This is a genomic window from Algibacter sp. YIN40 (assembly GCF_057219435.1).
The window spans coordinates 11132-34336 of record NZ_JBXVVC010000005.1 but is presented as its reverse complement, the minus strand read 5'-3'; the positions used below and the strand labels follow the sequence as shown (position 1 = coordinate 34336).

The 23205-nt window shown below is 32.2% G+C and carries 20 protein-coding genes; 8 read left to right on the top strand and 12 right to left on the bottom strand.

The features are described from left to right. Positions 1-106 precede the first annotated feature (106 nt). A complete protein-coding gene (locus AC2D6V_RS14640) occupies positions 107-1540 on the top strand; it encodes a YfcC family protein (RefSeq protein WP_484649615.1) in 1434 nt (477 codons plus the stop codon). A 144-nt stretch (positions 1541-1684) separates the two neighbouring features. Here AC2D6V_RS14640 and AC2D6V_RS14635 read toward each other — a convergent pair whose 3' ends face one another. The 5 genes from AC2D6V_RS14635 to AC2D6V_RS14615 all read right to left on the bottom strand — a co-directional run bounded on the left by AC2D6V_RS14635 (position 1685) and on the right by AC2D6V_RS14615 (position 6206). Continuing rightward, positions 1685-1909 (bottom strand): VF530 family protein, encoded by a 225-nt coding sequence (locus tag AC2D6V_RS14635; RefSeq protein WP_484649612.1) that lies wholly within the window; start codon positions 1907-1909, stop codon positions 1685-1687. After that, complete coding sequence (locus AC2D6V_RS14630) at positions 1909-2124, bottom strand: DUF6500 family protein (protein WP_484649610.1); 216 nt, start codon at positions 2122-2124, stop codon at positions 1909-1911. Before AC2D6V_RS14630 ends, AC2D6V_RS14635 begins: the two co-directional genes overlap by 1 nt. Before the next feature lie 11 nt (positions 2125-2135). Next, complete coding sequence (locus AC2D6V_RS14625; RefSeq protein WP_484649607.1) at positions 2136-3416, bottom strand: DEAD/DEAH box helicase; 1281 nt, start codon at positions 3414-3416, stop codon at positions 2136-2138. A 193-nt stretch (positions 3417-3609) separates the two neighbouring features. Beyond that, positions 3610-4968 (bottom strand): pyridoxal-phosphate dependent enzyme, encoded by a 1359-nt coding sequence (locus AC2D6V_RS14620; protein ID WP_484649605.1) that lies wholly within the window; start codon positions 4966-4968, stop codon positions 3610-3612. Between the two features lie 2 nt (positions 4969-4970). Beyond that, on the bottom strand, positions 4971-6206 hold the full coding sequence (locus tag AC2D6V_RS14615) for an ABC transporter permease (protein WP_484649920.1): 1236 nt from the start codon (positions 6204-6206) through the stop codon (positions 4971-4973). Between the two features lie 7 nt (positions 6207-6213). Here AC2D6V_RS14615 and AC2D6V_RS14610 point away from each other — a divergent pair, with 7 nt between their 5' ends. Both AC2D6V_RS14610 and AC2D6V_RS14605 read left to right on the top strand, forming a co-directional pair. Then, a complete protein-coding gene (locus AC2D6V_RS14610) occupies positions 6214-7470 on the top strand; it encodes an exo-beta-N-acetylmuramidase NamZ family protein (RefSeq protein ID WP_484649602.1) in 1257 nt (418 codons plus the stop codon). A gap of 12 nt (positions 7471-7482) precedes the next feature. Further along, the gene (locus tag AC2D6V_RS14605) at positions 7483-8553 is read left to right on the top strand and encodes a serine hydrolase domain-containing protein (protein ID WP_484649600.1); all 1071 of its coding nucleotides are present in this window, start codon (positions 7483-7485) and stop codon (positions 8551-8553) included. A gap of 36 nt (positions 8554-8589) precedes the next feature. On the opposite strand, the gene AC2D6V_RS14600 is transcribed toward AC2D6V_RS14605, so the two are convergent. Continuing rightward, positions 8590-9081: a YkgJ family cysteine cluster protein gene (locus tag AC2D6V_RS14600; RefSeq protein WP_484649598.1), complete on the bottom strand. Its 492-nt coding sequence runs from the start codon at positions 9079-9081 to the stop codon at positions 8590-8592. 75 nt (positions 9082-9156) lie between these two features. Here AC2D6V_RS14600 and AC2D6V_RS14595 point away from each other — a divergent pair, with 75 nt between their 5' ends. Next, positions 9157-9852: a class I SAM-dependent methyltransferase gene (locus AC2D6V_RS14595; protein ID WP_484649596.1), complete on the top strand. Its 696-nt coding sequence runs from the start codon at positions 9157-9159 to the stop codon at positions 9850-9852. 43 nt (positions 9853-9895) lie between these two features. On the opposite strand, the gene AC2D6V_RS14590 is transcribed toward AC2D6V_RS14595, so the two are convergent. The 3 genes from AC2D6V_RS14590 to AC2D6V_RS14580 form a co-directional block, all read right to left on the bottom strand. Then, positions 9896-10300: a hypothetical protein gene (locus AC2D6V_RS14590; RefSeq protein ID WP_484649594.1), complete on the bottom strand. Its 405-nt coding sequence runs from the start codon at positions 10298-10300 to the stop codon at positions 9896-9898. A 143-nt stretch (positions 10301-10443) separates the two neighbouring features. After that, positions 10444-12180, bottom strand: coding sequence for a TonB-dependent receptor (locus AC2D6V_RS14585; RefSeq protein WP_484649592.1), 1737 nt, complete (start codon positions 12178-12180; stop codon positions 10444-10446). Between the two features lie 80 nt (positions 12181-12260). Then, on the bottom strand, positions 12261-15281 hold the full coding sequence (locus AC2D6V_RS14580) for a tetratricopeptide repeat protein (protein ID WP_484649588.1): 3021 nt from the start codon (positions 15279-15281) through the stop codon (positions 12261-12263). Positions 15282-15508: 227 nt separating this feature from the next. On the opposite strand from AC2D6V_RS14580, the gene AC2D6V_RS14575 reads away from it, so the two are divergent. Together AC2D6V_RS14575 and AC2D6V_RS14570 are read left to right on the top strand one after the other, a co-directional pair. Beyond that, positions 15509-16192, top strand: a complete 684-nt coding sequence (locus tag AC2D6V_RS14575) for a cell division ATP-binding protein FtsE (RefSeq protein ID WP_484649584.1) — start codon at positions 15509-15511, stop codon at positions 16190-16192. Between the two features lie 43 nt (positions 16193-16235). Beyond that, positions 16236-16925 carry a class I SAM-dependent methyltransferase gene (locus AC2D6V_RS14570; RefSeq protein WP_484649580.1) on the top strand — a complete coding sequence of 230 codons (690 nt, stop codon included), beginning with the start codon at positions 16236-16238 and terminating at the stop codon, positions 16923-16925. Positions 16926-16936: 11 nt separating this feature from the next. On the opposite strand, the gene AC2D6V_RS14565 is transcribed toward AC2D6V_RS14570, so the two are convergent. From AC2D6V_RS14565 to AC2D6V_RS14555, 3 genes are read right to left on the bottom strand one after another with little or no spacing between them, the layout of a single operon-like run. After that, entirely contained in the window at positions 16937-18553 is a 1617-nt protein-coding gene (locus AC2D6V_RS14565; RefSeq protein ID WP_484649576.1) for a right-handed parallel beta-helix repeat-containing protein, read from the bottom strand. A gap of 53 nt (positions 18554-18606) precedes the next feature. Continuing rightward, entirely contained in the window at positions 18607-21129 is a 2523-nt protein-coding gene (locus AC2D6V_RS14560) for an alkaline phosphatase family protein (protein ID WP_484649574.1), read from the bottom strand. Continuing rightward, positions 21110-21250: a hypothetical protein gene (locus AC2D6V_RS14555; RefSeq protein WP_170181018.1), complete on the bottom strand. Its 141-nt coding sequence runs from the start codon at positions 21248-21250 to the stop codon at positions 21110-21112. Before AC2D6V_RS14555 ends, AC2D6V_RS14560 begins: the two co-directional genes overlap by 20 nt. Before the next feature lie 104 nt (positions 21251-21354). On the opposite strand from AC2D6V_RS14555, the gene AC2D6V_RS14550 reads away from it, so the two are divergent. Together AC2D6V_RS14550 and AC2D6V_RS14545 are read left to right on the top strand one after the other, a co-directional pair. Further along, on the top strand, positions 21355-22206 hold the full coding sequence (locus tag AC2D6V_RS14550; RefSeq protein ID WP_484649566.1) for a T9SS type A sorting domain-containing protein: 852 nt from the start codon (positions 21355-21357) through the stop codon (positions 22204-22206). A 463-nt stretch (positions 22207-22669) separates the two neighbouring features. Continuing rightward, a partial coding sequence (locus AC2D6V_RS14545) for a SprB repeat-containing protein (protein WP_484649563.1) occupies positions 22670-23205 on the top strand: 536 nt, incomplete at its 3' end.

Genomic DNA, 23205 nt, shown 5'->3' with positions numbered 1-23205 from the left:
AATTTGTCGGGAAAAAGAGATACAATCGTTTGGTTGTTGATATAAAATATTTAAACGATTTCATATATTTAAAGCATCATTCTTCATTATAACTAACCATTAACCAATGAAAAACTTTAAAATCCCTCATGTTTTTATATTCCTTTTTTGGATTATAATAATTTGCTCTTTACTATCTTATGTAATACCTAGTGGCAGTTTCGAAAGAGTAACAAAAGATTATGGTAGTATGACGCAAACTGTTGTTGTACCTAATAGTTATAAAGAGATTCCCAAGTTTTATTCATTAAAAGCGACTCTAATTGGTGAAAACATCGAGAGAAAGTCCTCACCAGTTTCTGTCCTTGGCATTCTTAGTGCCATACCAAAAGGTTTAGGAGACTCAGCCATACTTGTGTTTTATGTTTTCATTATTGGAGCTCTTTTTACGTTAATTCAGCAAACAGGTGCTATTAATGCATTTCTATTTTCATTGATTGCAAAGTTTAAGAACCGACCTAAATTGCTTCTTTTTTTAATCTACATGACAATTTTCTCGGGTTCATCATTTATGGGAATAGCATCTGAAACCATAGCCCTAGTTCCTGTTTTTCTTTTCCTATCCAAGAGTTTAGGTTACGACCGTCTATTTGGTTTTGCCTTATTAAGTGTACCCGTCTATTTAGGTTGGAGTTCTGGTGTAACCAATCCATTTACCGTACAGATTGCCCAAACTATTGCAGAACTGCCAATAGGGTCTGGAATAGGTTTTCGACTAGTTTTATATGTAGTCTATGCAGCAATTGGTTTCTATTTCATTTCGCGATATGGAGATAAAATAAAGAAAAAGCCTTCACTTAGTTTGATGAAAAATGACCCCTTCAATTTGGATGAATTTGGATCGTTTGAGAAAGAAAACTTAGAAATAAAACACATATATATTCTTCTCTTTTTTATTCTGTCTTATGCTGCTATACTAGTGGCTGTACAAACAATTGGATGGGGATTAATAGAAATGAGTGCATGTTTTATTGGAATTTTAATTATCATAGCCAAAATTGCAGGTATGTCTGGTAATGAGTCTATGGCTGCATTTACAAAAGGTCTTAAGATTATGATTGTTCCTGCCTTAGTTGTTGGTGTAGCACGCGGTATATCTGTAGTGCTTGAAGAAGGGATGATTATTGACACCATACTTTACAACGCCAGTGACGTACTTATGTCAATGCCAAAAATTATCGCGGCTGAAGGCATGTTATTTTTCCAATCAACACTAAATTTTTTCATTCCATCCGCTTCTGGTCAAGCCTTGGTCTCTATGCCCTTGATGACACCAATGTCAGATATATTAGGTATATCTCGCCAAACTGCCGTACTTGCATATATTTTAGGTGACGGACTTTCAAACCTTATTATTCCAACAAATGGAGTATTGATGGCTATGCTAGGTTTTGCCAAAGTCTCTTTTGAAAAATGGTTCAAGCTTGTCTTACCATTATTCATTATTAGTATGATTTTAGCTTTAGTATTTATAGCAATTGCAATTACTACGGGCTATTAAGAGATATGGTTACCAATGATGTTGTCGAAGACTTGATTTAACGGAATATACTAACCTTATCCCCTTCTTATGTTCTTTATTCTTATTAGTTAAATGTAATGAGAGACAAACTAAAGGAACATGTTAAACGAACTTCTCTAAAAACTATATCTTACTCTTCAACATCTTTAAGTACATATTCTCAACCTTTGTTCTCGCCCAAGGTGTTCTTCGTAAAAATTTCAAGCTAGATTTTACCGAAGGATTATCTGTAAAGCATTTTATTTTTATGTTATAGCCCATATATTCCCATCCATAATGTGCAACTAAATCATTTATGATTTGCTCTAACTTTATGCCATGAAGTGGATTATTAGGTTGCGATTCCATTATAAATTTTCAACTAGACTTTTAATTTTTACAGCCTTTTCAAAATGGTCTAGCTTGTGTGTTTTAATCCACCAAGTAGCAGCTTCCATTAATAATTCTGGATTGTCATTTTTATTTTTGAAAAAAGCATAAAATGATACACCTACATTATCGCCTTTAGAAGCAATCTTCTTATCGCAAACTTCTTTGATTTTATCCTTTAGCTTTTTTTGCACGCTTTTACCTTCTATTTTCGTCTGTCGTTACTTCGTTTGGGACGTCTTGAATTACTATTTCTATTAGAATTTCTGTTAGAATTTCCAGATTTATTAGAATTTCTTGAGTTTCTATTTTGTCTACCTTGTCCTTGCTTTATTGGTGCTGTTGAAGCATTTGGATCTGGCTCAAAACCCGCTACAACTTCAACAGGCAATTTCATTTCTATCAACTTTTCAATATCTCTTAAAAAAGAAGTTTCATCAGCACTAACCAAAGATATAGCTTCTCCACTTGCTCCTGCTCTACCTGTTCTTCCAATTCTATGCACATAATCTTCAGAGATATTAGGTAATTCAAAATTGATAACATGTGGTAATAATGGAATATCTAATCCACGAGCTGCAATATCCGTAGCTACTAAAACACGAACACGACCGTTTTTAAAACCAGCTAATGCTTTAGTTCTTGCACCTTGACTTTTATTACCATGAATAGCCGCAGCAGTTATTCCAGCTTTAATCATTTTTTCACAAAGCTTATTCGCTCCATGTTTTGTTCTGTTAAATACTAAGACTTGTTTCCAATTACCCTCAGAAATTAACTTAATAATCAAGCCCGTTTTTAAGCCTTTAGCCACTCTGTATACTTTCTGAGATATAGCATCAACAGTCGTGTTTTCAGGTGTGGCTTCAACTTGCACAGGGTAGTTTAAAATACCATGCGCTAATTTCTTTATATCTTTTGAAAACGTTGCCGAAAACATCAAATTCTGACGTTTCTCTGGCATAGATTTGATTACTTTTTCAATATCTCTTAAAAAACCCATATCAAGCATACGATCAGCTTCATCTAAAACAAAAATCTCAACACGCTTAAGTGATAATAAACCTTGATTTTGTAAATCTAATAAACGTCCTGGAGTAGCTACTAAAATATCGACACCTTGACGAATGGTTGCAGCTTGAGGTTTTTGATTAACACCTCCAAAAATTACCGTACTTCTTAAATTTAAAAATTCGCTATACTCTCTAACATTGGCATAGACTTGTGCCGCCAATTCTCGTGTTGGAGTTAAAATTAAAGCACGAATGGGTCTGTACTTTTCTTTTGGGTTTTCCGAAAGAATATGTAAAAGTGGTAATGTAAAACCTGCCGTTTTTCCAGTTCCTGTTTGTGCCGATGCTAATACATCTTTACCTTCTAAAACTGGAGGAATGGCTTTTTGTTGAATTGGACTTGGGGTTGTGTATCCTTTTTTGCTAACTGCTTTTAGCAAGGCTTCGGACAAGCCTAAAGATTGAAATGACATAAAAATTGTTTAGTAAACCCATTATTGGGTATCTTGAGATGACAATTTATTGTGAAAATACCATCTCCATATTATTTAAGCTGCGAATGTACGCCTTATTATTCGAAATAGATATTCCTTTTCCTAAATGGAAATAAGAACCCAATAACTTAAAATCTTAATAATAATTGATACTAATAAACCTCAACTAAATCTATAATGCACTAATAATATCGTACTTGGTTATAATTTGATAATTGTTGTCATCTAACTTTACCAAAACTGCATTATTGTCTCTGTGAATCAATTTAGAAATCGCTTCAATAGGTGTGTTTTTTTCAACAATAGGAAACGGCTTGTGCATCACCTCCTTTATTGGTAAATCTGAAATATCTTTATTTTCTATATATTTTCGCAACAAATCGGCTTCATCAATAGCTCCAACAAAACCATTAGAATCTTCAACTGGTATTTGAGATATCTTATACTTTTTCATACGTTCGATTGCATGAGAGACTAATTCTTCCGTTTTTACAGTAATTAATGGTCTTTCAGAATGATTAGACACTATATCTTCAGCAGAAGTCATTTCATCATCTATAAACCCGCGCTCACGCATCCATTCATCATTAAACATTTTACCAACATAACGACTTCCATGGTCGTGAAATAATACAACAACAACGTCGTCCTTTTTAAAGTGCTCTTTTAATTGTAATAATCCCTTTATAGCTGCTCCTGCTGAATTACCAAGGAACATACCCTCTATTTTTGCAAGTTTTTGGGTATAAATAGCAGCATCTTTATCCGTTACTTTTGTAAAACCATCTATAACACTAAAATCAACATTCTTTGGTAAAATATCCTCACCAATACCTTCGGTAATGTAAGGATAGATTTCATTTTCATCAAAAAGACCTGTTTCGTGGTATTTCTTAAAAACACTTCCGTAAGTATCAATTCCCCAAACTTTCACATTCGGGTTTTGCTCTTTTAAATACTTTCCAACTCCAGAGATGGTTCCACCTGTACCAACACCAACTACAAAATGTGTCACCCTTCCATCTGTTTGCTTCCAAATTTCAGGTCCAGTGCTTTCGTAATGAGCTTTTGCGTTACTTGGGTTATCATATTGGTTAACATACCAAGAGTTCGGAGTTTCCTCAGCAAGTCTTTTTGAAGTTGAGTAATAAGACTTAGGGTCTTCTGGTTCTACATTAGTCGGACAAACGATTACCTTGCTACCTACTGCTCGTAAAATATCCATCTTCTCCTTACTTTGCTTGTCGCTAATAACACAGACCATTTTGTAGCCTTTAACTATAGCTGCTAAGGCTAAACCCATTCCCGTATTTCCAGAAGTCCCTTCAATTATGGTTCCTCCAGGTTTTAATCGTCCATCGGCTTCAGCATCCTCAATCATTTTTAAAGCCATTCTATCTTTAGTAGAATTACCAGGATTAAAGGTTTCATATTTCGATAAAACCAAACATGGAAGATCCATTGTTAACTTATTTAATTTAACAAGCGGTGTGTTTCCAATTGTTTCAAGTATGTTATTTGCGTATTCCATATTTAATCAAATCTTATAGCTTTAACAGGTGATATTTTAGTGATAATATACGAAGGTAATAGTAACATTAAGAGACACAATAGTAATGTACCAACATTTAATGCAACTATATAACTTAAACTTATATATACCGGAGCTTCCGTTACATAATAAACACTAGGGTCTAGTGGAATTAGTTTAAAGTATTTTTGAGCAAACAAAAGGCCCAAACCAATAAGGTTACCCCAAAACAAACCCAATATTATTAAGTAAGAAGCATTGTATAAAAACAACTTGCGTACACTCCAATTATTACTCCCTAAAGCTTTTAAAATCCCAATCATTTGAGTACGCTCTAATATTAAAACAAGTAAAGCCGTTATCATATTTATTCCTGCTACTAGTATCATAATACCTATGATACCATAAATATTTTTATCAAATATTTTAATCCACTCAAAAATGGAGTAGAACTTATCTGTAATCGCCTGAGTATTTAACAATGACGGCGTATTTTGATAAATTTCAATAGTTTTTCGTTCAATATTATCAAAATCGTCTATAAACACTTCAAAATTGCCTATTTGATCTTTTTCCCATTTATTAATTCGTTGTAAATGTCTTAAATCTCCAATAATATAAGTTGAATCAAAATCCTGAAATCCAGAGTTATATATACCAACGATATGATATGTAATAATATTCGGAGACTTACCTAGGTCACTCTTGGCAAATACCATTTGAAACTTGTCATTCAACTTAAATCCTAATCTGTTAGCCAAATATTGAGATATTAAAACTTCTTCATTTCGTTTGGCTGAATAATCTGGAAGTCTCCCTTCAATTAAAAATTCTTTAAAATAATCCCAATTATAATTAGCATCAACACCTTTTAAAATAGCTCCTTCAAAATCTGTCTCAGTACGAATAACTCCTAATTTGGTAGCTACAGCCTGTATATGCTTTATTCCTTCAACCGACTTAAACTCTGGGTAAAATTCTTGATTTTTAGAAATTGGATATATTGTTTCTTGCGAATTGTTACTATCGTAATTGGTAATCGTTACATGTCCATTAAAAGCGACAACTTTATCGCGTATTTTTTGCTGTAAACCAATACCCGTTGCTATAGCAATCATCATCACAATTATACCAATAGCAATTGCGGCGATGCCAATTTTTATTATTGGTGCCGAAATACTACTTTTATACGCTTTACTACCAATAATGCGTTTAGCTATAAAATACTCGTAATTCAAACTTAATATGCGGTTTAATATTTTCAAAAATACAGTTTTCCCTATAATTATCGGGACTGTTTTAGTAATGATTTCTTGTGCAAATTCAGCAAAGACTGAAAGCAAAAATATAGGCACAGAAACTTTAAATATTAGTGAGAGCCTAAAACAAACTAAAGATGATAAAAAAATAATTGTTGGTGCAAATCAAACTAAACTATATCTACCTTTATTAAAAGGAAAACGAATTGGTATTGTAGCAAATCAAACCAGTGTTATTTTTAGAGATGAAAATAAATACACTCATCTAGTGGATTCTCTAATTTCACTTAATGTTAATGTAAAAAAAGTATTTGCTCCAGAACATGGATTTAGAGGTATTGGAGATGCAGGAGAACATTTAAACGATGAATTTGATTCAAACACAGGATTACCAATTATATCTTTACATGGAAAAACTAAAAAACCCTCAATAGAGCATTTAAAAGATCTAGACATTTTAATTTTTGATATTCAAGATGTTGGCGTTCGTTTTTACACTTATCTCTCAACGCTGCATTATATTATGGAAGCCTGTGCTGAAAATAACATTCCTTTAATAGTTTTAGATAGACCGAATCCTAATAGTCATTACATAGATGGTCCAGTTTTAGATATTAATTTCAAAAGTTTTGTTGGCTTACATCCAGTACCACTAGTTTATGGTATGACTATTGGCGAATATGCACAAATGATTAATGGCGAAAAATGGCTTGATAATCGTGTTAAATGTGATTATGAAGTTATTCCCTTGAGAAATTACGATCATAGTTTAAGCTATAGCTTACCAATTAAACCAAGCCCTAATTTACCCAATGGTAAGGCTATAAATTTATATCCAAGTTTAGATATCTTTAGAGGCACACCAATTAATGCCGGACGTGGTACTGATTCTCAGATGCAACTTTATGGCGCACCATTCTTTCCAAAAAGTGAGTTTAGTTTTATACCCAAATCCAATGAAGGAGCAAAACATCCTAGATTTAATGGTGAGAAATGTTACGGTATAGATTTAAGAAATGAATCTAAATTAAACCGATTTACTCTAAAGTATGTCTTAGATGCCTATAAAAAAACACCAAAAGAGAAAACTTTTTTTGGACCTACTTGGAATATTCATGCCGGCAACGACATTTTAAAAAGCCAAATAGAAGCAGGGTTAACCGAAGAAGAAATTAGAAAAACATGGAAAAAAGACCTAGAAAATTTTAAAAAGGTTCGGGAGAAATATTTAATTTATAAATAAGTTTTCAACTATATGAAAAGTCAAATTTTAGCCCTATTTCTAGTTTATTTCATTTTTTCATGTAAAACACCTAGTGAAAATTTTAGGCCAAAACCTGTTTCTGCTTCAGATTATGCTTTAGCTTTTATTAAAAAGAATGACATCCCTGGAATGTCAATAGCTGTTTCCAAAAATGGTGCGTTAATTTGGTCTCAAAGTTTTGGGTTTTCAGATCTAAAAACATACTCCAAAGTAACTAGGAACACTCAATTTAGAATTGCTAGTATTTCTAAACCAGTAACAGCTATAACCTTGGGAACTTTAATTGACAAAGGTAAAGTTCACCTTGATAGTAGTTTGTATAAATATCTACCAGATTACCCAAAGAAAAAATACGATTTCACTATTCGACAAATTGGAGGTCACACAGCTGGTATTCGACATTACAATGGCAACGAATTCAATTTAAATAAAAAGTTAACTATTACTGAAGGGCTCAACATTTTCAATGAAGATTCGCTACTTTACAAACCGCTAAGCAGTTATAAATACAGTACTTATGGCTATAGTTTATTGAGTGCAGTTATTCAAACGGTTGCAGATACTAGTTTTAGTACCTACGTGAAAACCGTCATTTTTAATCCATTAAATATGAATACTTCAACCATTGATAATTCAAATTCCATTATGCCTAATAGAACTCAGTTTTATATTAAAAACAAAGCAAACAAAGTTGTTCTTGGCCCTGAGGTAAATAACGAATTTAAAGTTGCAGGTGGTGGATTTCTATCTACTTCAGAAGATTTAATCCGGTTTGGAAATGAAATAATATTTCCAAAAATAGTTTCAAAAGAAACGCTTCAAGAATTATTAAAACCTCAAGTTTTAGAATCTGGAGAAATGGTTTATTATGGTGTTGGTTTTAGCATCGATAAAACTAAAAAGAAAACACCTAGGTATAGTCATTCTGGTAGTGGCATTGGTGCATCAACTTTACTACTAATTTACCCTGAAGAACGCATTGTTATTTCTATTCTTACAAACTTATCTCAAGTACCAATTTTTGATTTGGGCGATCAACTAGAAGCTATTTTTGTGAATTAACTTTCAATAGAAAATGTTTGACGAAATTGAACATATCTATTTTATTCTTTTTTTCATTTCCTCAACAATATTGAAAGCCGCAGGGCATATAGTTACATTTTTTAAAGTTAAATTTGAAATCTGCTGAAACTTTTTTCTATCAGTATGAGGAAACTCTCTACAGGCTTTTGGGCGTACATCATATATCGAACAATAATTGTCGGCACCTAAAAAAGTACAAGGAACACTTTGAAGCACATAGTCGTTATCATCATCTACCCGCAGATAATTACTAATAAATTGATGAGGTTTCATTCTAAAGTGCTTAGAAACTCTGTCAATATCTTTATCTGTAAACAGTGGCCCAGTCGTTTTGCAACAGTTTGCACAGTCTAAACAATCTGTGCGTTCAAATTCGGCATCGTGCAATTCTTGCATGACATAATCAAGGTTCTTAGGTGGCTTCTTTTTTAGTTTAGCGAAGAATTTTTTGTTTTCGTTATGCTTATCTTTGGCCTGCTTTGGAAGATTTTTAATTATGTCTTGCATGGTGTAAAAATAACTAAAGTTCTCGATACAATTCTGATGAAAAATCGGAATCACTCGAACTGACAATAAATATAAATGAAAGACCTTTTCGGAAAAGCTTTATTAGATTATCAAAATGGAAAATACGCTGAAGATATCATCACTTCAACTAGTATTTCTGATGATGATGTTTTACCCCTTCCCTATTTATTCCGAGAATTTAAAGACATGACTGAGTTAGAACAAAAAGCTTTAAAATTCTGTAAAGGAACGATTTTAGATGTTGGTTGCGGTGCAGGTAGCCATAGTTTACATTTACAAGAAAAAGGCTTCAATGTAAAAGCTATTGATATTTCGAAAGGAGCAATTGAAGTTGTAAAACAAAGGGGTGTTTTAAACGCTGAATTCAAAGATGTTTTAAATGAAACTGAAACCTTTAACACCATACTTCTTTTAATGAATGGCACAGGCATATTTCAAGAAGTGTCCCAAGTTTCTAAATATTTATCTCATTTAAAAAGTTTAATGAGCCCGAATGGGCAAATTCTTATTGATTCTTCCGATATAAAATATATGTACGAAGACGAAGATGGTGGTTATTGGACAGATATGAATGCTAGCTACTATGGTGAGTTAGATTATTTCTTGTCTTATAAAGGTGAAAAAGAAACACCTATGAAGTGGCTCTATTTAGATTTTGATACTTTAAAACTAGCTTGTGAAACGGTTGGACTACAATGTGAATTGGTTTTGAACGGGGAGCATTTTGATTATTTGGCTAGGTTAAGTTAAGACTGTCATTTCTGCGAAGACAGGAATGACAAAAAGTGAGTTTTTAAGCTTTATTTAATTCAATTATGTTTAATACTTCTTTCAATTTTTTTATACCAACATTGCATACAAACCGAAATGTCAATCCTATAAAAACAAATCTTATAAAAAGCAATGCAATTAAAAGAATTGGTATAAATTTAATTGATTCTTCTATTCCTTGATTATATGCAATCAAGGCAAATCCAATAAAGGGGTACAATAAAATTATAGAGAGCATTATTTTGAACGCATTATGAATTCTGACTTCAATTTTCCCTTTCATTTTATTAAAATCACCTATCAACAGACAAAATGCACCTTTACCAATTTCTGAAGAAATTATTTTAAAACTTTTTTCATTGACTTGTCCACGAAATTTTTTGCTTGTGTAAGCAGAAACTAAAGAATCTGTAATATCTGTATTCAATTTTAAGTTTTCAACAGATATCGAATAATCACTTCTCAATACTGCTAAGAACTTTTTTGTTGGAAAGAATTTCATGGACGATGTTCATTTTTAGATGAATACTAAATTTGAGACCCTGAAACTAGTTCAGGGTGACGCAAGCGTCAAAAATCAAACTTAAAAGTAGCACCCGCTAAAAACTGAATGCTTTGCACTGGATAATCCATCCATTTTTGGTAAGCTTCATTGGCAATATTATTTGCTTTTGCAAACACCGATATTTGGTCATTTATATGATACCCTATATGTGCGTTGGCATCAAAATAACTATCCAAATCAACTGACATGGTCATAAACCCTGCTAGCGGATCAATATTACTTCGTAAATCTTTACGCTCACCAAAGTAAAATAAATTAGCTCCAGCAAACCAATGTTCATCAATTTGATAATCTAAGAATAATGACCCTTTTATATCTGGTAAATTCCATGCTTCTGCTTCGTCATTTGTCGAATAATTAAAATATTCTGCTTTAATGCCTAACTTAAAATTTCTATTCACATCGACGTTTATTTCACCAGAAACTCCAAAAGTATCAACATCATCATAGACAATTCCGAAAGAATTTCCATATTGATAATTCTCGGCTTCTGTAAAATCTAATAAAGTTGTATTACTTCTAAACAACACTTTATCTCTATCGGCTAAATAACTTCCGCTAATATTATAACTCATATTGCTAGACAGTTTTCCTTTTAGCCCTATATAAGCATTGTATTGCTGGTCCGTCGGCATAATAGCCAAAGTTGGTGACACAAATGGATTTTCTGTTGCTAATCCATGATAAGAATTCTGTATTAACCCACCTTCTATGCCTCCATAAGCAATTAAAACATCGTTAACCAAACGGTAACTTGCTGTTACATTTGGGTAGACATAAAATCTGTTATCACCTGTTTCTTTTTCATTTAAATAGAAAGCAGAAAATCCTAAATTAACAGTTAAATCATCTTCCTTAATTTGATAACTTGGTGTTATTCCAATCTGGAAATTACCATAATTTAATTCGTTGATCGAATCGTAACTTCTATCGAAAGTACCACTAAAGTAATCAAATGTAATTTTAGTCGATACTTCTTCTCCATTTATTGGAATATCGATTAAAGTATTCGCCATAAACCTGTTTTCTCCAGAACCTTGATTATCTCCAAAGCGTCTAAAAAAGAAACTTCCTGAATTTATATAGGTGTTTTCAAAAGTAATATCACCGCCAAAATGAGCGCTAAAAAAAGAATGATCGGTTTGGATATCTGCTCCTTGTGCAAAAGGAGTTAAGTCCTCTGGTACACCATACCAATTATTTGTAAATCTTTGAAAACCTCCTTCAACATTCCATGACAAATCACGCAATCTAGACGCATAGTTTATATTAATTTTCGAATTTGAAAAATCGTCATCAAATTGGACGCCTTCTATACCTCCTTGCGATGAGTGGTGACTAATATAGCCGCCCACGCTTTCTGTTCTACTAATAGCATGATTTAAATAAACTTCTCCTAAAATTGTTGTATACGTCCCGAAACCTATTGTAGCATAATTATCATACAATTTAACAGGCTTTGCTTTCTCTACAACTGCCGCCTTTCCTTTTGCTGGAGTAAAGGTTGAGGCTACTGGAAATGAAAAAATATTGTACTTCACTTCTTGTTTTGAATCTGTAACCTCATCATCCAAAGAAGGAATTTCTTTAACTTTAAAAGCGTCTGAAATTGATGGTGTATATGGTTTTACAACATCTATTACCCCTGTATTTATTGTATCATTTTCTCTTTGTTGTGAAAAAATAACTGAGGTACTAAATAAAACGGCTACAATAATTTTATTTTTTAAGTGCTTTCGCATATTTGATTTTTTAATGATTTATGAAATGCTTCACATCGACTGCGCTCAGTGCAGGATCCCTCAGCATGACAATTTAATAACTAATCTTCTGGTTGAATTGATGAATTTGTTTTAGCTTCTTTAGCTTTTATTCTGCTTAATTCTTGTTTAGCATCCTGAACAACATCATCGAACTCCTTAAAGTTTTCAATAACGCTTTCTAGAATATATGTAGCTTGAAAAGCATCGCCCAGGGCATCATAATTTTTAGCCATAAGCACCAAACCTTTCGCACTATAATATTTATATCCAGAAAAATCTTTAGCTAACTTTTGAACAGATTTATTGGAGGCTTCATGCTTACCATCTTTGTTTTTGAAATAAGCATTATAATATAAAGCTTCTGCTGCCATTTGTCCAGATGCAACATTTTCAACCTTGACATATGCTGTTTTAGCTTTATCCTCATCACCTGTTTTAATCGCAGAACGTGCAATAATTATATAAGCATCACTTTTGATTTTATTATCAATTTTGGAATTGGTTAACACTTTTTCCGCATAAGAAACAGCATCATTATAATTTTCTAATTGATAATTGGCTTTCATCAAGTTGGATTGTGCAAACACCACATTTTGAGGAAAGTTAGCTTCTTCCTCTAATCTCAGCAACAAAGGTATTGCTTGGTTCCAGTCTTTATTTTCTAAATGAAACTGGGATAATCGCGACAACGCCTCTTCAGTATATTCACTTTGTGAAGCATCTACAACATATTTATAATGCGGTGCCGCATTTGCCGTTAAATCCTTCTTATAATATAATTGTGCTAAATAAAAATGAGCTTGTAGGGCATGAATACCATTTGAGAATTCATTTAAATAACCATTAAACTGTTTAATAGCTTTCTCTGTGTTATTATCCAAATATTGTTTTTCAGCTGCTTCATAAGTAGCATTATCTAAATCGGCATCGGTAACTTCTACATAGTCTAATGTTCGAACCCAAGAAGCATAATCGTCAACACGCCCCAAATCAATATAAATTAATCTCGCAGTAGAAACCGCTTGAACTGCCTCAGGAGTACCTGGGTAATCCTCTGCAACTTTCTTAAACTTAGCTAAAGCACGTTCATTTTGACTTCCATTATAATAGACTAAACCTTGTCTCAATAAAGCCTTAGGCACAAATGAACTCATACGATATTCGCTGCTTAAACGATTGTAAACAGCCATGGCTTTATCAGTTTCATTTGCTTTTACATATGAATTTCCTAATTCATACATGGCATCATCGCGCAATTTAGATTTAGGATACGATTCAATAAAAGTTTCTAATTCAGATATTTTTTTTGAAGACTTTCCTGTATAACCAATACTTATCGCTTTTTGGAAGAATGGGTAATCTGATTCTATTTCATTTAAATCAATCGCATTTTCATAAGCTTTAATAGCATCATTATATTGACTTGAAACAAAATGACCATCCCCCAAACGCAAATAAGCATCGTTGAGGCGTACCTTATCTTCTTTTTTATTCGCTATAAATTGATTAAAATACTCTGTGGCGCTTGGATAATTTTTTTGTTTGAAATAAGTATAGGCTAAATTATATTCTATGTTCTCAATTTCTGGTGTCGAAGATGATTGTGATTGCTGCTGAAACTGCTTAAATCCAATTAAAGCGTCATCATAATTAGTTAAATTATAATCAGCTTCAGCTTTCCAAAATGTTGCTCTAGCTGTATATTTTGGATCTCTTGGCTCTTTTAAAGATTCATCAAAAAGCAAACTAGCTTCTTGATATTGCGTTTCATTATATAATTCTATCGCTCTATAAAATGCAACTTTTTGGTAAGCCACTTTATTTTCAAAATTCTTCTTCCCTTCAAGTAACTTTAAAGCTTCTTTATAGTTTTTAGATGTGATATAGGAATCTATTAAAAGTGTTTCTATCTCTTCTTTATAAGGCGTATTTGGATATTTATTTAAATACCCAGCTAACACTTGAGGGGCCGACTGATAAGGATTCCCTATTTCGTAACTAATTTTAGCATAGTTTAACCAAGCATCTTCTTGAATTTTTAAATCGAAATCCATTTCAGAAGCATTTTTAAAAGCATTTAATGCCTCTTGCTTCTTGTCTAAATTAATATAGCTTTCACCTAAATGATAATAGGCGTTTTGAGCGATAGAATTTCTTCCATCTACAATTTTATTAAATTCCGAAATAGCGTTTTCGTAATCTTTTTGCTTATAATAAGCATACCCCAATTGGTAATAATCGGTGTTATTCCATCGTCCTCTTTTTCCTTTATACTCCGTTAAATAAGGAATAGCTTCTTGATACTGCTCAAGATTGAAATAACTTTCTCCTATAATTTTTGAGAGTTCTGAAACTTCGTTATCATCACCTGTCTCTAACCGTTCCTTAGCAAGTTCGATTGCCTTTTCAAAATTGCCTAATTTAAAATTTAAATCGGCTTGGTAATACGACAGTTTTTCTTGATAACGCTCTTGGTCGCTTACTTGATCGAAATACTCGTTTGCCTTATCATAATCATCACCTTCATAAGCCATAAAACCAATATAATATTTAGCCTGTGAGCCATATTCTTGAGAATTCTCTACCCGGGTTAAATATTTTTTTGCTTCTTTATAATTTTTTGTTGCAAATGCCGAATAACCATTATTGAAATTAAATTTTTCTTTGTCGCTTCTTGCTAAAGCACTTTCATTTACTTTATCATACCATTTTTTTGCATGTGCGTATTTAGAATTCTCAAAATAATAATCACCAACATCTACAAAAGCAGTATTCCGTTTCGTACTCGTTGGATAGTCCTTTACAAAATCTTCTACTAGGCCATCAGCATTTTGCTGATTTAAACGTACAGCACAATTTGCGATATAATAGGCACAATCCGATTGTAACACTTCTTCTTTCGCCGTTTTCTTTATAGTACCAAATAAAGATTGAGCAGCAAGATATTGCTGGTTATTGTATAATGATAAGGCTTTTTGATAGTCAACTAAATTACTGGTATACGCTGCAGATTGTTGTGCCCAAACTTGAAAGCTAAAAGCTATAGCGGTCACTAGCGTTACAATATTTTTTAAAGTCATTAACGATTCGTTTTTTAATTTAAAATCAAAGATAATTTAATATGAATCTTATAACGTAATAATCGTGCCATAATTATAAACCAACTTATTAAAAGTAAAAAAATGCTTTTGTGGAAAGCTTAAATAATAAATTGGTGTAATACTGGCTTCAAACTTTTTACGTTTAGTTTTTACTTTCAACTTTTAAATAATACTTTTACAACGCTTTAAAAAATCTCATTTATTTTATGCCAAATCCTATTTTACAATTAAAAGATGTCTCAATTTTTCAAGGTGACAGTTTAGTGCTTTCAAATGTAAACGTTGAAATTAATAAAGGGGAATTTGTTTACTTAATAGGGAAAACTGGAACAGGCAAAAGTAGTTTCATGAAAACACTTTATGGGGATTTACCATTAACCGAAGGTGATGGCAATATTGTAGATTATAATTTAAAAACACTTAAGGAAAAAGATATTCCATTTCTTAGAAGAAAGCTAGGTGTTGTATTTCAAGATTTTAAATTATTAAACGATAGAACTATCAATGATAATTTATTATTTGTTTTAAAAGCAACTGGCTGGAAAGACAATAACGAAATGAATGCCAGAGTTGAAGAAGTACTTGCTAAGGTTGATATGAAAACCAAGGGGTTTAAATTTCCTCATGAACTTTCTGGTGGTGAACAACAACGTGTTGCCATTGCAAGAGCCTTATTAAATAATCCTGAACTTATTCTTGCCGATGAACCAACTGGGAATCTAGACCCACAAACAAGTGTTGAGGTTATGGAGGTTTTACAGGACATAAACAAAAATGGTAATACTATTTTAATGGCTACTCATGATTATGCTTTGCTACTTAAATATCCAAGTAAAACCTTAAAATGTGATGAAAATCAGGTTTATGAGGTCGTGCAAAAGCGTGTATAGCTTTATCAAAAAAAATATTAAAGCTATTATCTCAAAAAACTTTTTGTTTAAAAACGAATTGTTTCTTAGGTTTTTTCATGGCATATTGTACTTAGGTAAAAAGCATGAATGTTCTGTTTGCAAAAAAAAGTTAAAATCTTTTATACGTATTGAAAGTGGGGATTTAATGTGCCCTTTTTGTGGTAGTTTAGCTCGAAATAGAAGACTTTGGCTACTACTTAACAAAAACAATTCCATAGCTGATAATATACTACATTTTGCTCCTTCTCGAAATCTTCATAGAAAATTAAAACGAAATAAACTCATTGAGTATTATAGTACTGATTTTACTGAAGCTTTTCTAGCGGATTACAAATTTGACATAACAAACATTAATCAAAAATCAGAAAAGTTTGACACAATAATATGTTACCATATTTTAGAACATATTGTGGATGACTTAAAAGCCATGTCGGAGCTATACATAGTATTAAAGCCTAGTGGGTTCATTTATTTGCAAACACCTTTTAAAGAAGGTGAAATTTACGAGGATTATTCGATTCTTACTCCAGAAGAAAGAACAAAGCATTTTGGTCAGTTTGACCATGTAAGGGTTTATTCAATAAATGGATTACGTGACAGGTTACAAACAACAGGTTTTAACGTAGAAATTAAAACATTTATTAATGATTATACTGATTTTTATTATGGTTTAACCTCTGGAGAAACCATTTTCCTTTTAAGTAAAAAATAGAATCGATAAGTCTACCCAAAAATTGATGAAAAAATGCGTCCGAAAAATGATTTTCGTTTTGGCTCTTCAACTATATCAAATTCAATAATAAAAACTCCAAAATTGTTTAAGGACTTTTGAGCGCGTTCATTATGAAGCGGTTTTTCAAACGCAAAACTATTCATTGGGAATGTAATCTTATAATCAGTAGAAATCACACCAGACTTTAGGATACTTTTGTTATTTTCAACATCATATATCTTATACCTACTTCCATCGGGGATATTGTATTTTGAAAAGTCTATTGTTACGTCATCACCCAATTTATCAAATGTAACAACGCGGTAATTATTAAATTTTTTATCGATTTTAGAAATATCAAGTATCTTATTTATATTAAAATCGCGCAGATGTTTTGACTGACTACTTTTATCTAAATTGAATTTTGTTTTCCAGTCAAGAAATGAATACTTCTTATTTCCAAGAATTCTGAATGGAGTTAAGTTCTTTGAATAAAACTCATTCCTATTAAATTTCCAATTATTAGATTTCATATGTTTTAACACAGATTTATCTATATGTACATAACCGGAATATGTAATATTATTTTCAAAAAATAAAGATTTAGCATAGAGAATCCTTAATGCATTGTTTCTACCAATAATAATATTTCTCAGTACCCTAATATTTTCTACTGGTGCATTCGGATGAAACCCTAAAGTTAAAGAGGCTCCATACCCATTAACCTCATTATTCAAAACGTTAGTGTTATGATAAAGAATATTACTCAAAACTGAAATATTCTTTGCAATGTTTGTGCTATTCCTATCATCAGTTGCAATGATAAGGTTGTCATAATAAACGCCTGAAGGCGATCCATTGTTAAATATTACATTATTTTCGATTAACACATTTTTAACATATTCGCGTGTGGCTCTTTTATTGGCGGACCATACCTCAATACCTTTGTAGTAATTATTGAAAATAATATTATTCCGAATAATTCTTGTTTTCTCACTATTATTCTGAACATACATGCCTTCTGCTGTGCCTTTACCTTTTTTTGAAATATATCCATTATTATAAATTTTACAATTCTCTATTATAGTACCACCTGTATTTTTCCATGATCCAAAGCCCAGCCCTGGGTTATTATAAATACTTAAATTTATAAACTTACAATCTTGCCCTGAAACATGATCTAAACCATTTATTCTCTTAAAATTAACATCTTTCTCATTTCTAGAAAATTCGCCTAAGCAGGTGATTTCAAAATCTTTAAAAATAACCTGCCCTCCTTTTACTTGTAATACATTTTTTCTTCCAGAAGTTACATTACCATTCAATACCACTTTATCATTTTTATAGGCAGCAACAGTAACATATTTATTAGCAATAGTGCTTCTCAATGTACTAACGAAATGACCATTATAAATACCGTCATGTAACCATATAACATCACCTCCATTTACGGTTTGAGGCTTTTGATTTAGTGCGGTTTGTAAATCCCATGGATTCTCGAAACTTCCAGTCCCTATTGATTTACCAGGATTCCTTTTATCATTCTTCGGAAATACATGAAACTCTTTTTGAGCCATTAGCTGTAGCTGAAAAAAAGTAATTACTATAAAAATGTAGATATGTTTCATAATAGAATAAAAACAACTATCGTACCAAATAGAAATTCAATGTGAATACTTTTTTATACCTTATTTCTATAAAGAGATTTATCTATAGGTTTTAACATCTCAGCTGAGTTCAGTTCGACACCAACAAAATCCTTTACCTTAGCTATAATAGATTCTGAATTATTTAAAACGTCTTTATAATCAATATATAGAATTTCAACTCCTGGCTCTTTTTCTTTCCATGTTTCCACAGTTTTTAGTTGTTTCTTAAACGCTTCAAATAAAGTTATTGGTAAATTTTCAGTATCTCTACCTATCATTTTTTGTTGAGATTTAATAATTTCTGTTAAATCTCTATTCATAAAAATTACTTTGTAACGATATTTAGGATCCAAAAACTTAAGTAATGGCGCAACGACTTTTACGGATTTGTTTTGAGCTTCATTCAACCAAGTATTATCTTTATGTATAGACATAACTGGTTTGTATTCATAATACCCTTTTGGGTTTGAGATATCTGATTGTCTTTTATTATCTATTAATGTATCCATACCACCTTGATTTAACATTTGCATCATTAAAGACGTTCCGGATCTTGGTAAACCAGATACAATCACAATTTGATCTTCATGGTATTTATTTTTGCCTTCTTGTAAATCTTCTATATTACTGCTAATATTCTCTATAGCTTTTTCAGCTCTATAATGTGTTTTTGGGGCAAGTCTAGAGGCAGTCTCGAAAGCAGCCTTAGCGTTCTCTAAATCACCTAGTTTTTCTAAAACCCTACCTAATGTATAATGAGCGGCATAGAAAAATTTATTTAATTCTATACTTATCAAAGCATGATCTACAGCTTCTTCTAAATCATCTAACCTCAATAATGTCTCCGCTAATGCTTGATGCACTCTTGGAATATCCTGCTCAATAGATAACGCATTAAAAAAAGCAGATTTTGCTCTTTCAAGGCTATCTATATTCATATATATATTACCTATTTCGTACCAAAGTAACGAACTAGGTTGCTTTTTAGACGCTTTCAACAAAACATTTAGAGCCTTTTTATCCTTACCATTTGCCAGTAAGATTCTTGATTCTGCGATGTGGGTAGATATTTCAAATTTTTTGTCTAAAGATTTTAGTTTTATCAAAGTCAAATCTGCCTCATTAAACAATTTCAGTTTAAGGTTTACTGTTAATAAGTCCATATAAAAAGGCACTGTGTCTACAGGGGGTTTTGCCTCAATCAATTCTAATAATATTTCTTTTGCTTTATTAAACTCTTTTTTTCCTATATATACTCTTGCCAAATTATGCTTTAAATCACATTTGGTTTTTAAAATAGCTGTTTCAATTTTTTCGTCTGGTCGCTCAATATAGCCCAAATCTACAAGCTGTTGCATAGTCTCTTGGTCCGTAAACTGGTCAAACCCTTCATTGTTTTTATGCTGTCCAAAATCACCTTTAACTTCTTCCCAACTATTAATATATTTAGGTTTTTGTGGGTTCTCAAAAATATCCAAAGCCACTCTCCCATCCATATCTTTACCTACTGGTAAATTATACATGTGCAAGATAGTTGGAGCTATATCAACTAAATTTAGCCCAAATATTTTTTCATTCTTTTTTATGTTCGGTCCGGCTGCGACAAAAATCCCAAATTGCCTATGTTCTAATGATGGTGCTGCCGGATATTTTGGCATTTTTAAAATACGCTTATGTCCTGATTCGTATCCATGATCTGACATAACAATTACAGTGGTATCATCGTCAATTAATTCTAATGTGCGACCCAACATCATATCCTGAAAGCGATAAGCTCCCACAACATTGTCTTTATAAATATCAAATAAATTTTGAGGGATACGCTTTAACTTAGGTGGATGAAATTTCATATAAGCATGACAAAAATGATCAATTAAATCATAATATACGGCCATAAAATCCCATTCTGTTTTACGTAATAAATTTGTAGAAGCTGAATGCAAAGAAACATTTTCTGAAACCATTTTAGAAAACGAGATTAAACCTCTATCATTTTCTTGATCAATCAAACTCGCCTTAGGCATAAAAGGTAATATATGTGCTTCTGTAATCTCTTCAGGAAACAATCTTAAATCTTTCATTTCATTTTTCAACTCCTCAGGGTGTAAGACTCCCTTTGTAATTGCCGATAACCCATCTTCTGTTTTGTTAGTTTTTTGAAATTTATCGGTTACCATGCACCCGTTAATAGGTTCTGCTGGAAAACTTGGCCACCAGCCTACCACATTACTTTTATAACCTTCATGGTGCAATATATTCCAAATAGCCTTCGATTTCCTAGAATGTACAGTTACTGGTCGAATCCCTTTTAAATTTGGCATTAATTCAATAAAACCTAAAACACCATGTTTATCTGGTGTTTTGCCAGTAGCTACAGATGACCATAACATAGGAGAAAAAGGAGGGTTCATCGTATTCATATTACCATAAACCCCTTTTTTAATTAACGATTGTAATGCTGGCATTTCGCCTTTAGCCAATAAAGGGTAGATAATTTGCCAATCTGCAGCGTCCCAACCAATCAATAAAATTTTATTACTCGTCTTTTTGCTCATCGCCTAGTTTATCTCTTATTTTTCTCCAAGCTCGTAAACCAACATCTCCATATGCCAAAAGACCGAGTGATCCTTTTTTTGTTATAGTATAAATCTCTATTTCATCGGTTAATTCTTTCATTAATTCAAATTGGGTTGGATATTAAACTTTTAATATCTAAATTTAGAATCTAAATATACATACATAGATAGTATTACCAAATAATTAAAGCAATTAATAAGCTTATGAAAAAAACGATCCAACCTCAATTAACAAAACGCTTAACGCAATATGGAGCATTGTCTGCTGCAATTATGGGAATTTCAAATGTTGAAGGACAAATTGGTTATTTTGATGTTGCTCCAGATTATGGCGGACCGGATCTAACATATGACGTAAGAATGAATGAAGGCAATGGCGATGTGGATGTTGATTTTCAAATTCAACACGAATCGTCTTTACCATATATGGCAATAAACCTCTATGACCCAAGCGCGAGCATTTTAGGCATAAAGGTCACTACTCCTTTTAATATTAATTATGTTTCTGCACTTAGCCAAAGTGCAGAAATAGGCCCAACTCCCCCAAATTCTTGGATGAATGACAATGGTACCATTAGTTTTTATAATTGTATTGAAAGTGGCACTACTCCAAACTCACAATGGTGTGGTTTAAATGGTGCAGACAGATATATTGGTGTAAGATTTAAAATAGAATCAACCGATACATTCCATTATGGATGGATTCGAATCTCAAAATCTGAAACCCCTGCTGGAAATTGGCTTATCAAGGATCATGGCTTTAACCCTACACCAGAGGCATCTATAATAGCTGGAGAACAAATTACATTAAGTGATAAAGATGTTGCTTTTTCTAAAGCCAAAATAATCGGATTAAATAAAAGCATTGCTCTTTTTAATATCCCAAATAGAACCTCATACTCCATATTGGATATTAGCGGGAAAAAAGTTTTAAATGGCCAACTTGAAGGGCGTACTACTACCATTAATGCAGATTCACTTTCGAGTGGTATCTACATAATTCAAGTAATTGACAATGATACTAAAGCCGTACTCAGAAAAAAATTAGTACTATAGGTTATTTGTTTATTAAAGATTGATAAAACTTGGGTTAATTAACACGGGTTTTATCAATCAATCTATCTTTCCTAAATTGTTGCTTCTATGAAAAAACTGTGTATTTCATCGATTTTTTTTGCGTTTCATAGATGTTTTTAAAATTTTATCATATATTCGTCCCAATAAATTTATAGTTATTAGAAAATGTTTACGATTTTAGGTTAATTTTTATTTTAACTTACTGTTTTACATTAGATTAAGCATCATTAATCCAACGTGAAATTTTATAACGACCTACAAAAGATTATTAAGGTATTTCAACGAGTATTTTTGTAATTAGTAGAGAGTAGTAATAATTTTACACTTTCCCTCATTAAATTGGTTAATAGCACTTTGAACCAAAAATAGACTTTAACTTTAGCTTAAACGCTTTAGTTATGGCTATTATTTAGTTAGTGTAATGCCCTAAAATTAACTGTTTATGAAGAAATTTTACTTTTTATCAGCATTCTTACTTACCACCTTAATTACATTTGGACAGTCAATTGACAATGTATCGATTTCTGATGTTTCTTGTAATGGAGGAAGTGATGGCGCTATAGATATAACCGCTACAGGTACCGGTACACTAACTTATTCATGGACAGGACCTGGAGGTTTTACTGCTAATAGTGAAGATATTAGTGGATTAATTGCTGGGAACTATACTGTCGAAGTTACAGATGACAACGCTACACCTGTTTCTTCTGGAGTTATTTCTGTTGGAGAACCTACTGAAGTGGTATTGACCGTTACTCCTACTCAACCTTTGTGTTTTGGTGAGACTGGTAGCGTTGCTCTAAGCACTACTGGAGGAACTGGAGCTTATACTTATGCACCTTCTAATCCTAATACATCAGGACTAGCTCCTGGAAATTATACTTATGTTGTTGAAGATGCTAATGGATGTCAAGATTCTGTTCAAATAACTATTAATGCTGTTCCAACTGAAGTGGTATTGACCGTTACTCCTACTCA

What these genes read in the sequence shown, in the direction of transcription:
- AC2D6V_RS14640 (WP_484649615.1), top strand. Translation starts at nt 107, where the DNA reads ATGAAAAACTTTAAAATCCCTCATGTTTTTATATTCCTTTTTTGGATT.
- AC2D6V_RS14635 (WP_484649612.1), bottom strand. Translation starts at nt 1,909, where the DNA reads ATGGAATCGCAACCTAATAATCCACTTCATGGCATAAAGTTAGAGCAA.
- AC2D6V_RS14625 (WP_484649607.1), bottom strand. Translation starts at nt 3,416, where the DNA reads ATGTCATTTCAATCTTTAGGCTTGTCCGAAGCCTTGCTAAAAGCAGTT.
- AC2D6V_RS14620 (WP_484649605.1), bottom strand. Translation starts at nt 4,968, where the DNA reads ATGGAATACGCAAATAACATACTTGAAACAATTGGAAACACACCGCTT.
- AC2D6V_RS14610 (WP_484649602.1), top strand. Translation starts at nt 6,214, where the DNA reads ATGCGGTTTAATATTTTCAAAAATACAGTTTTCCCTATAATTATCGGG.
- AC2D6V_RS14605 (WP_484649600.1), top strand. Translation starts at nt 7,483, where the DNA reads ATGAAAAGTCAAATTTTAGCCCTATTTCTAGTTTATTTCATTTTTTCA.
- AC2D6V_RS14600 (WP_484649598.1), bottom strand. Translation starts at nt 9,081, where the DNA reads ATGCAAGACATAATTAAAAATCTTCCAAAGCAGGCCAAAGATAAGCAT.
- AC2D6V_RS14595 (WP_484649596.1), top strand. Translation starts at nt 9,157, where the DNA reads ATGAAAGACCTTTTCGGAAAAGCTTTATTAGATTATCAAAATGGAAAA.
- AC2D6V_RS14585 (WP_484649592.1), bottom strand. Translation starts at nt 12,180, where the DNA reads ATGCGAAAGCACTTAAAAAATAAAATTATTGTAGCCGTTTTATTTAGT.
- AC2D6V_RS14580 (WP_484649588.1), bottom strand. Translation starts at nt 15,281, where the DNA reads ATGACTTTAAAAAATATTGTAACGCTAGTGACCGCTATAGCTTTTAGC.
- AC2D6V_RS14575 (WP_484649584.1), top strand. Translation starts at nt 15,509, where the DNA reads ATGCCAAATCCTATTTTACAATTAAAAGATGTCTCAATTTTTCAAGGT.
- AC2D6V_RS14565 (WP_484649576.1), bottom strand. Translation starts at nt 18,553, where the DNA reads ATGAAACATATCTACATTTTTATAGTAATTACTTTTTTTCAGCTACAG.
- AC2D6V_RS14560 (WP_484649574.1), bottom strand. Translation starts at nt 21,129, where the DNA reads ATGAGCAAAAAGACGAGTAATAAAATTTTATTGATTGGTTGGGACGCT.
- AC2D6V_RS14555 (WP_170181018.1), bottom strand. Translation starts at nt 21,250, where the DNA reads ATGAAAGAATTAACCGATGAAATAGAGATTTATACTATAACAAAAAAA.
- AC2D6V_RS14550 (WP_484649566.1), top strand. Translation starts at nt 21,355, where the DNA reads ATGAAAAAAACGATCCAACCTCAATTAACAAAACGCTTAACGCAATAT.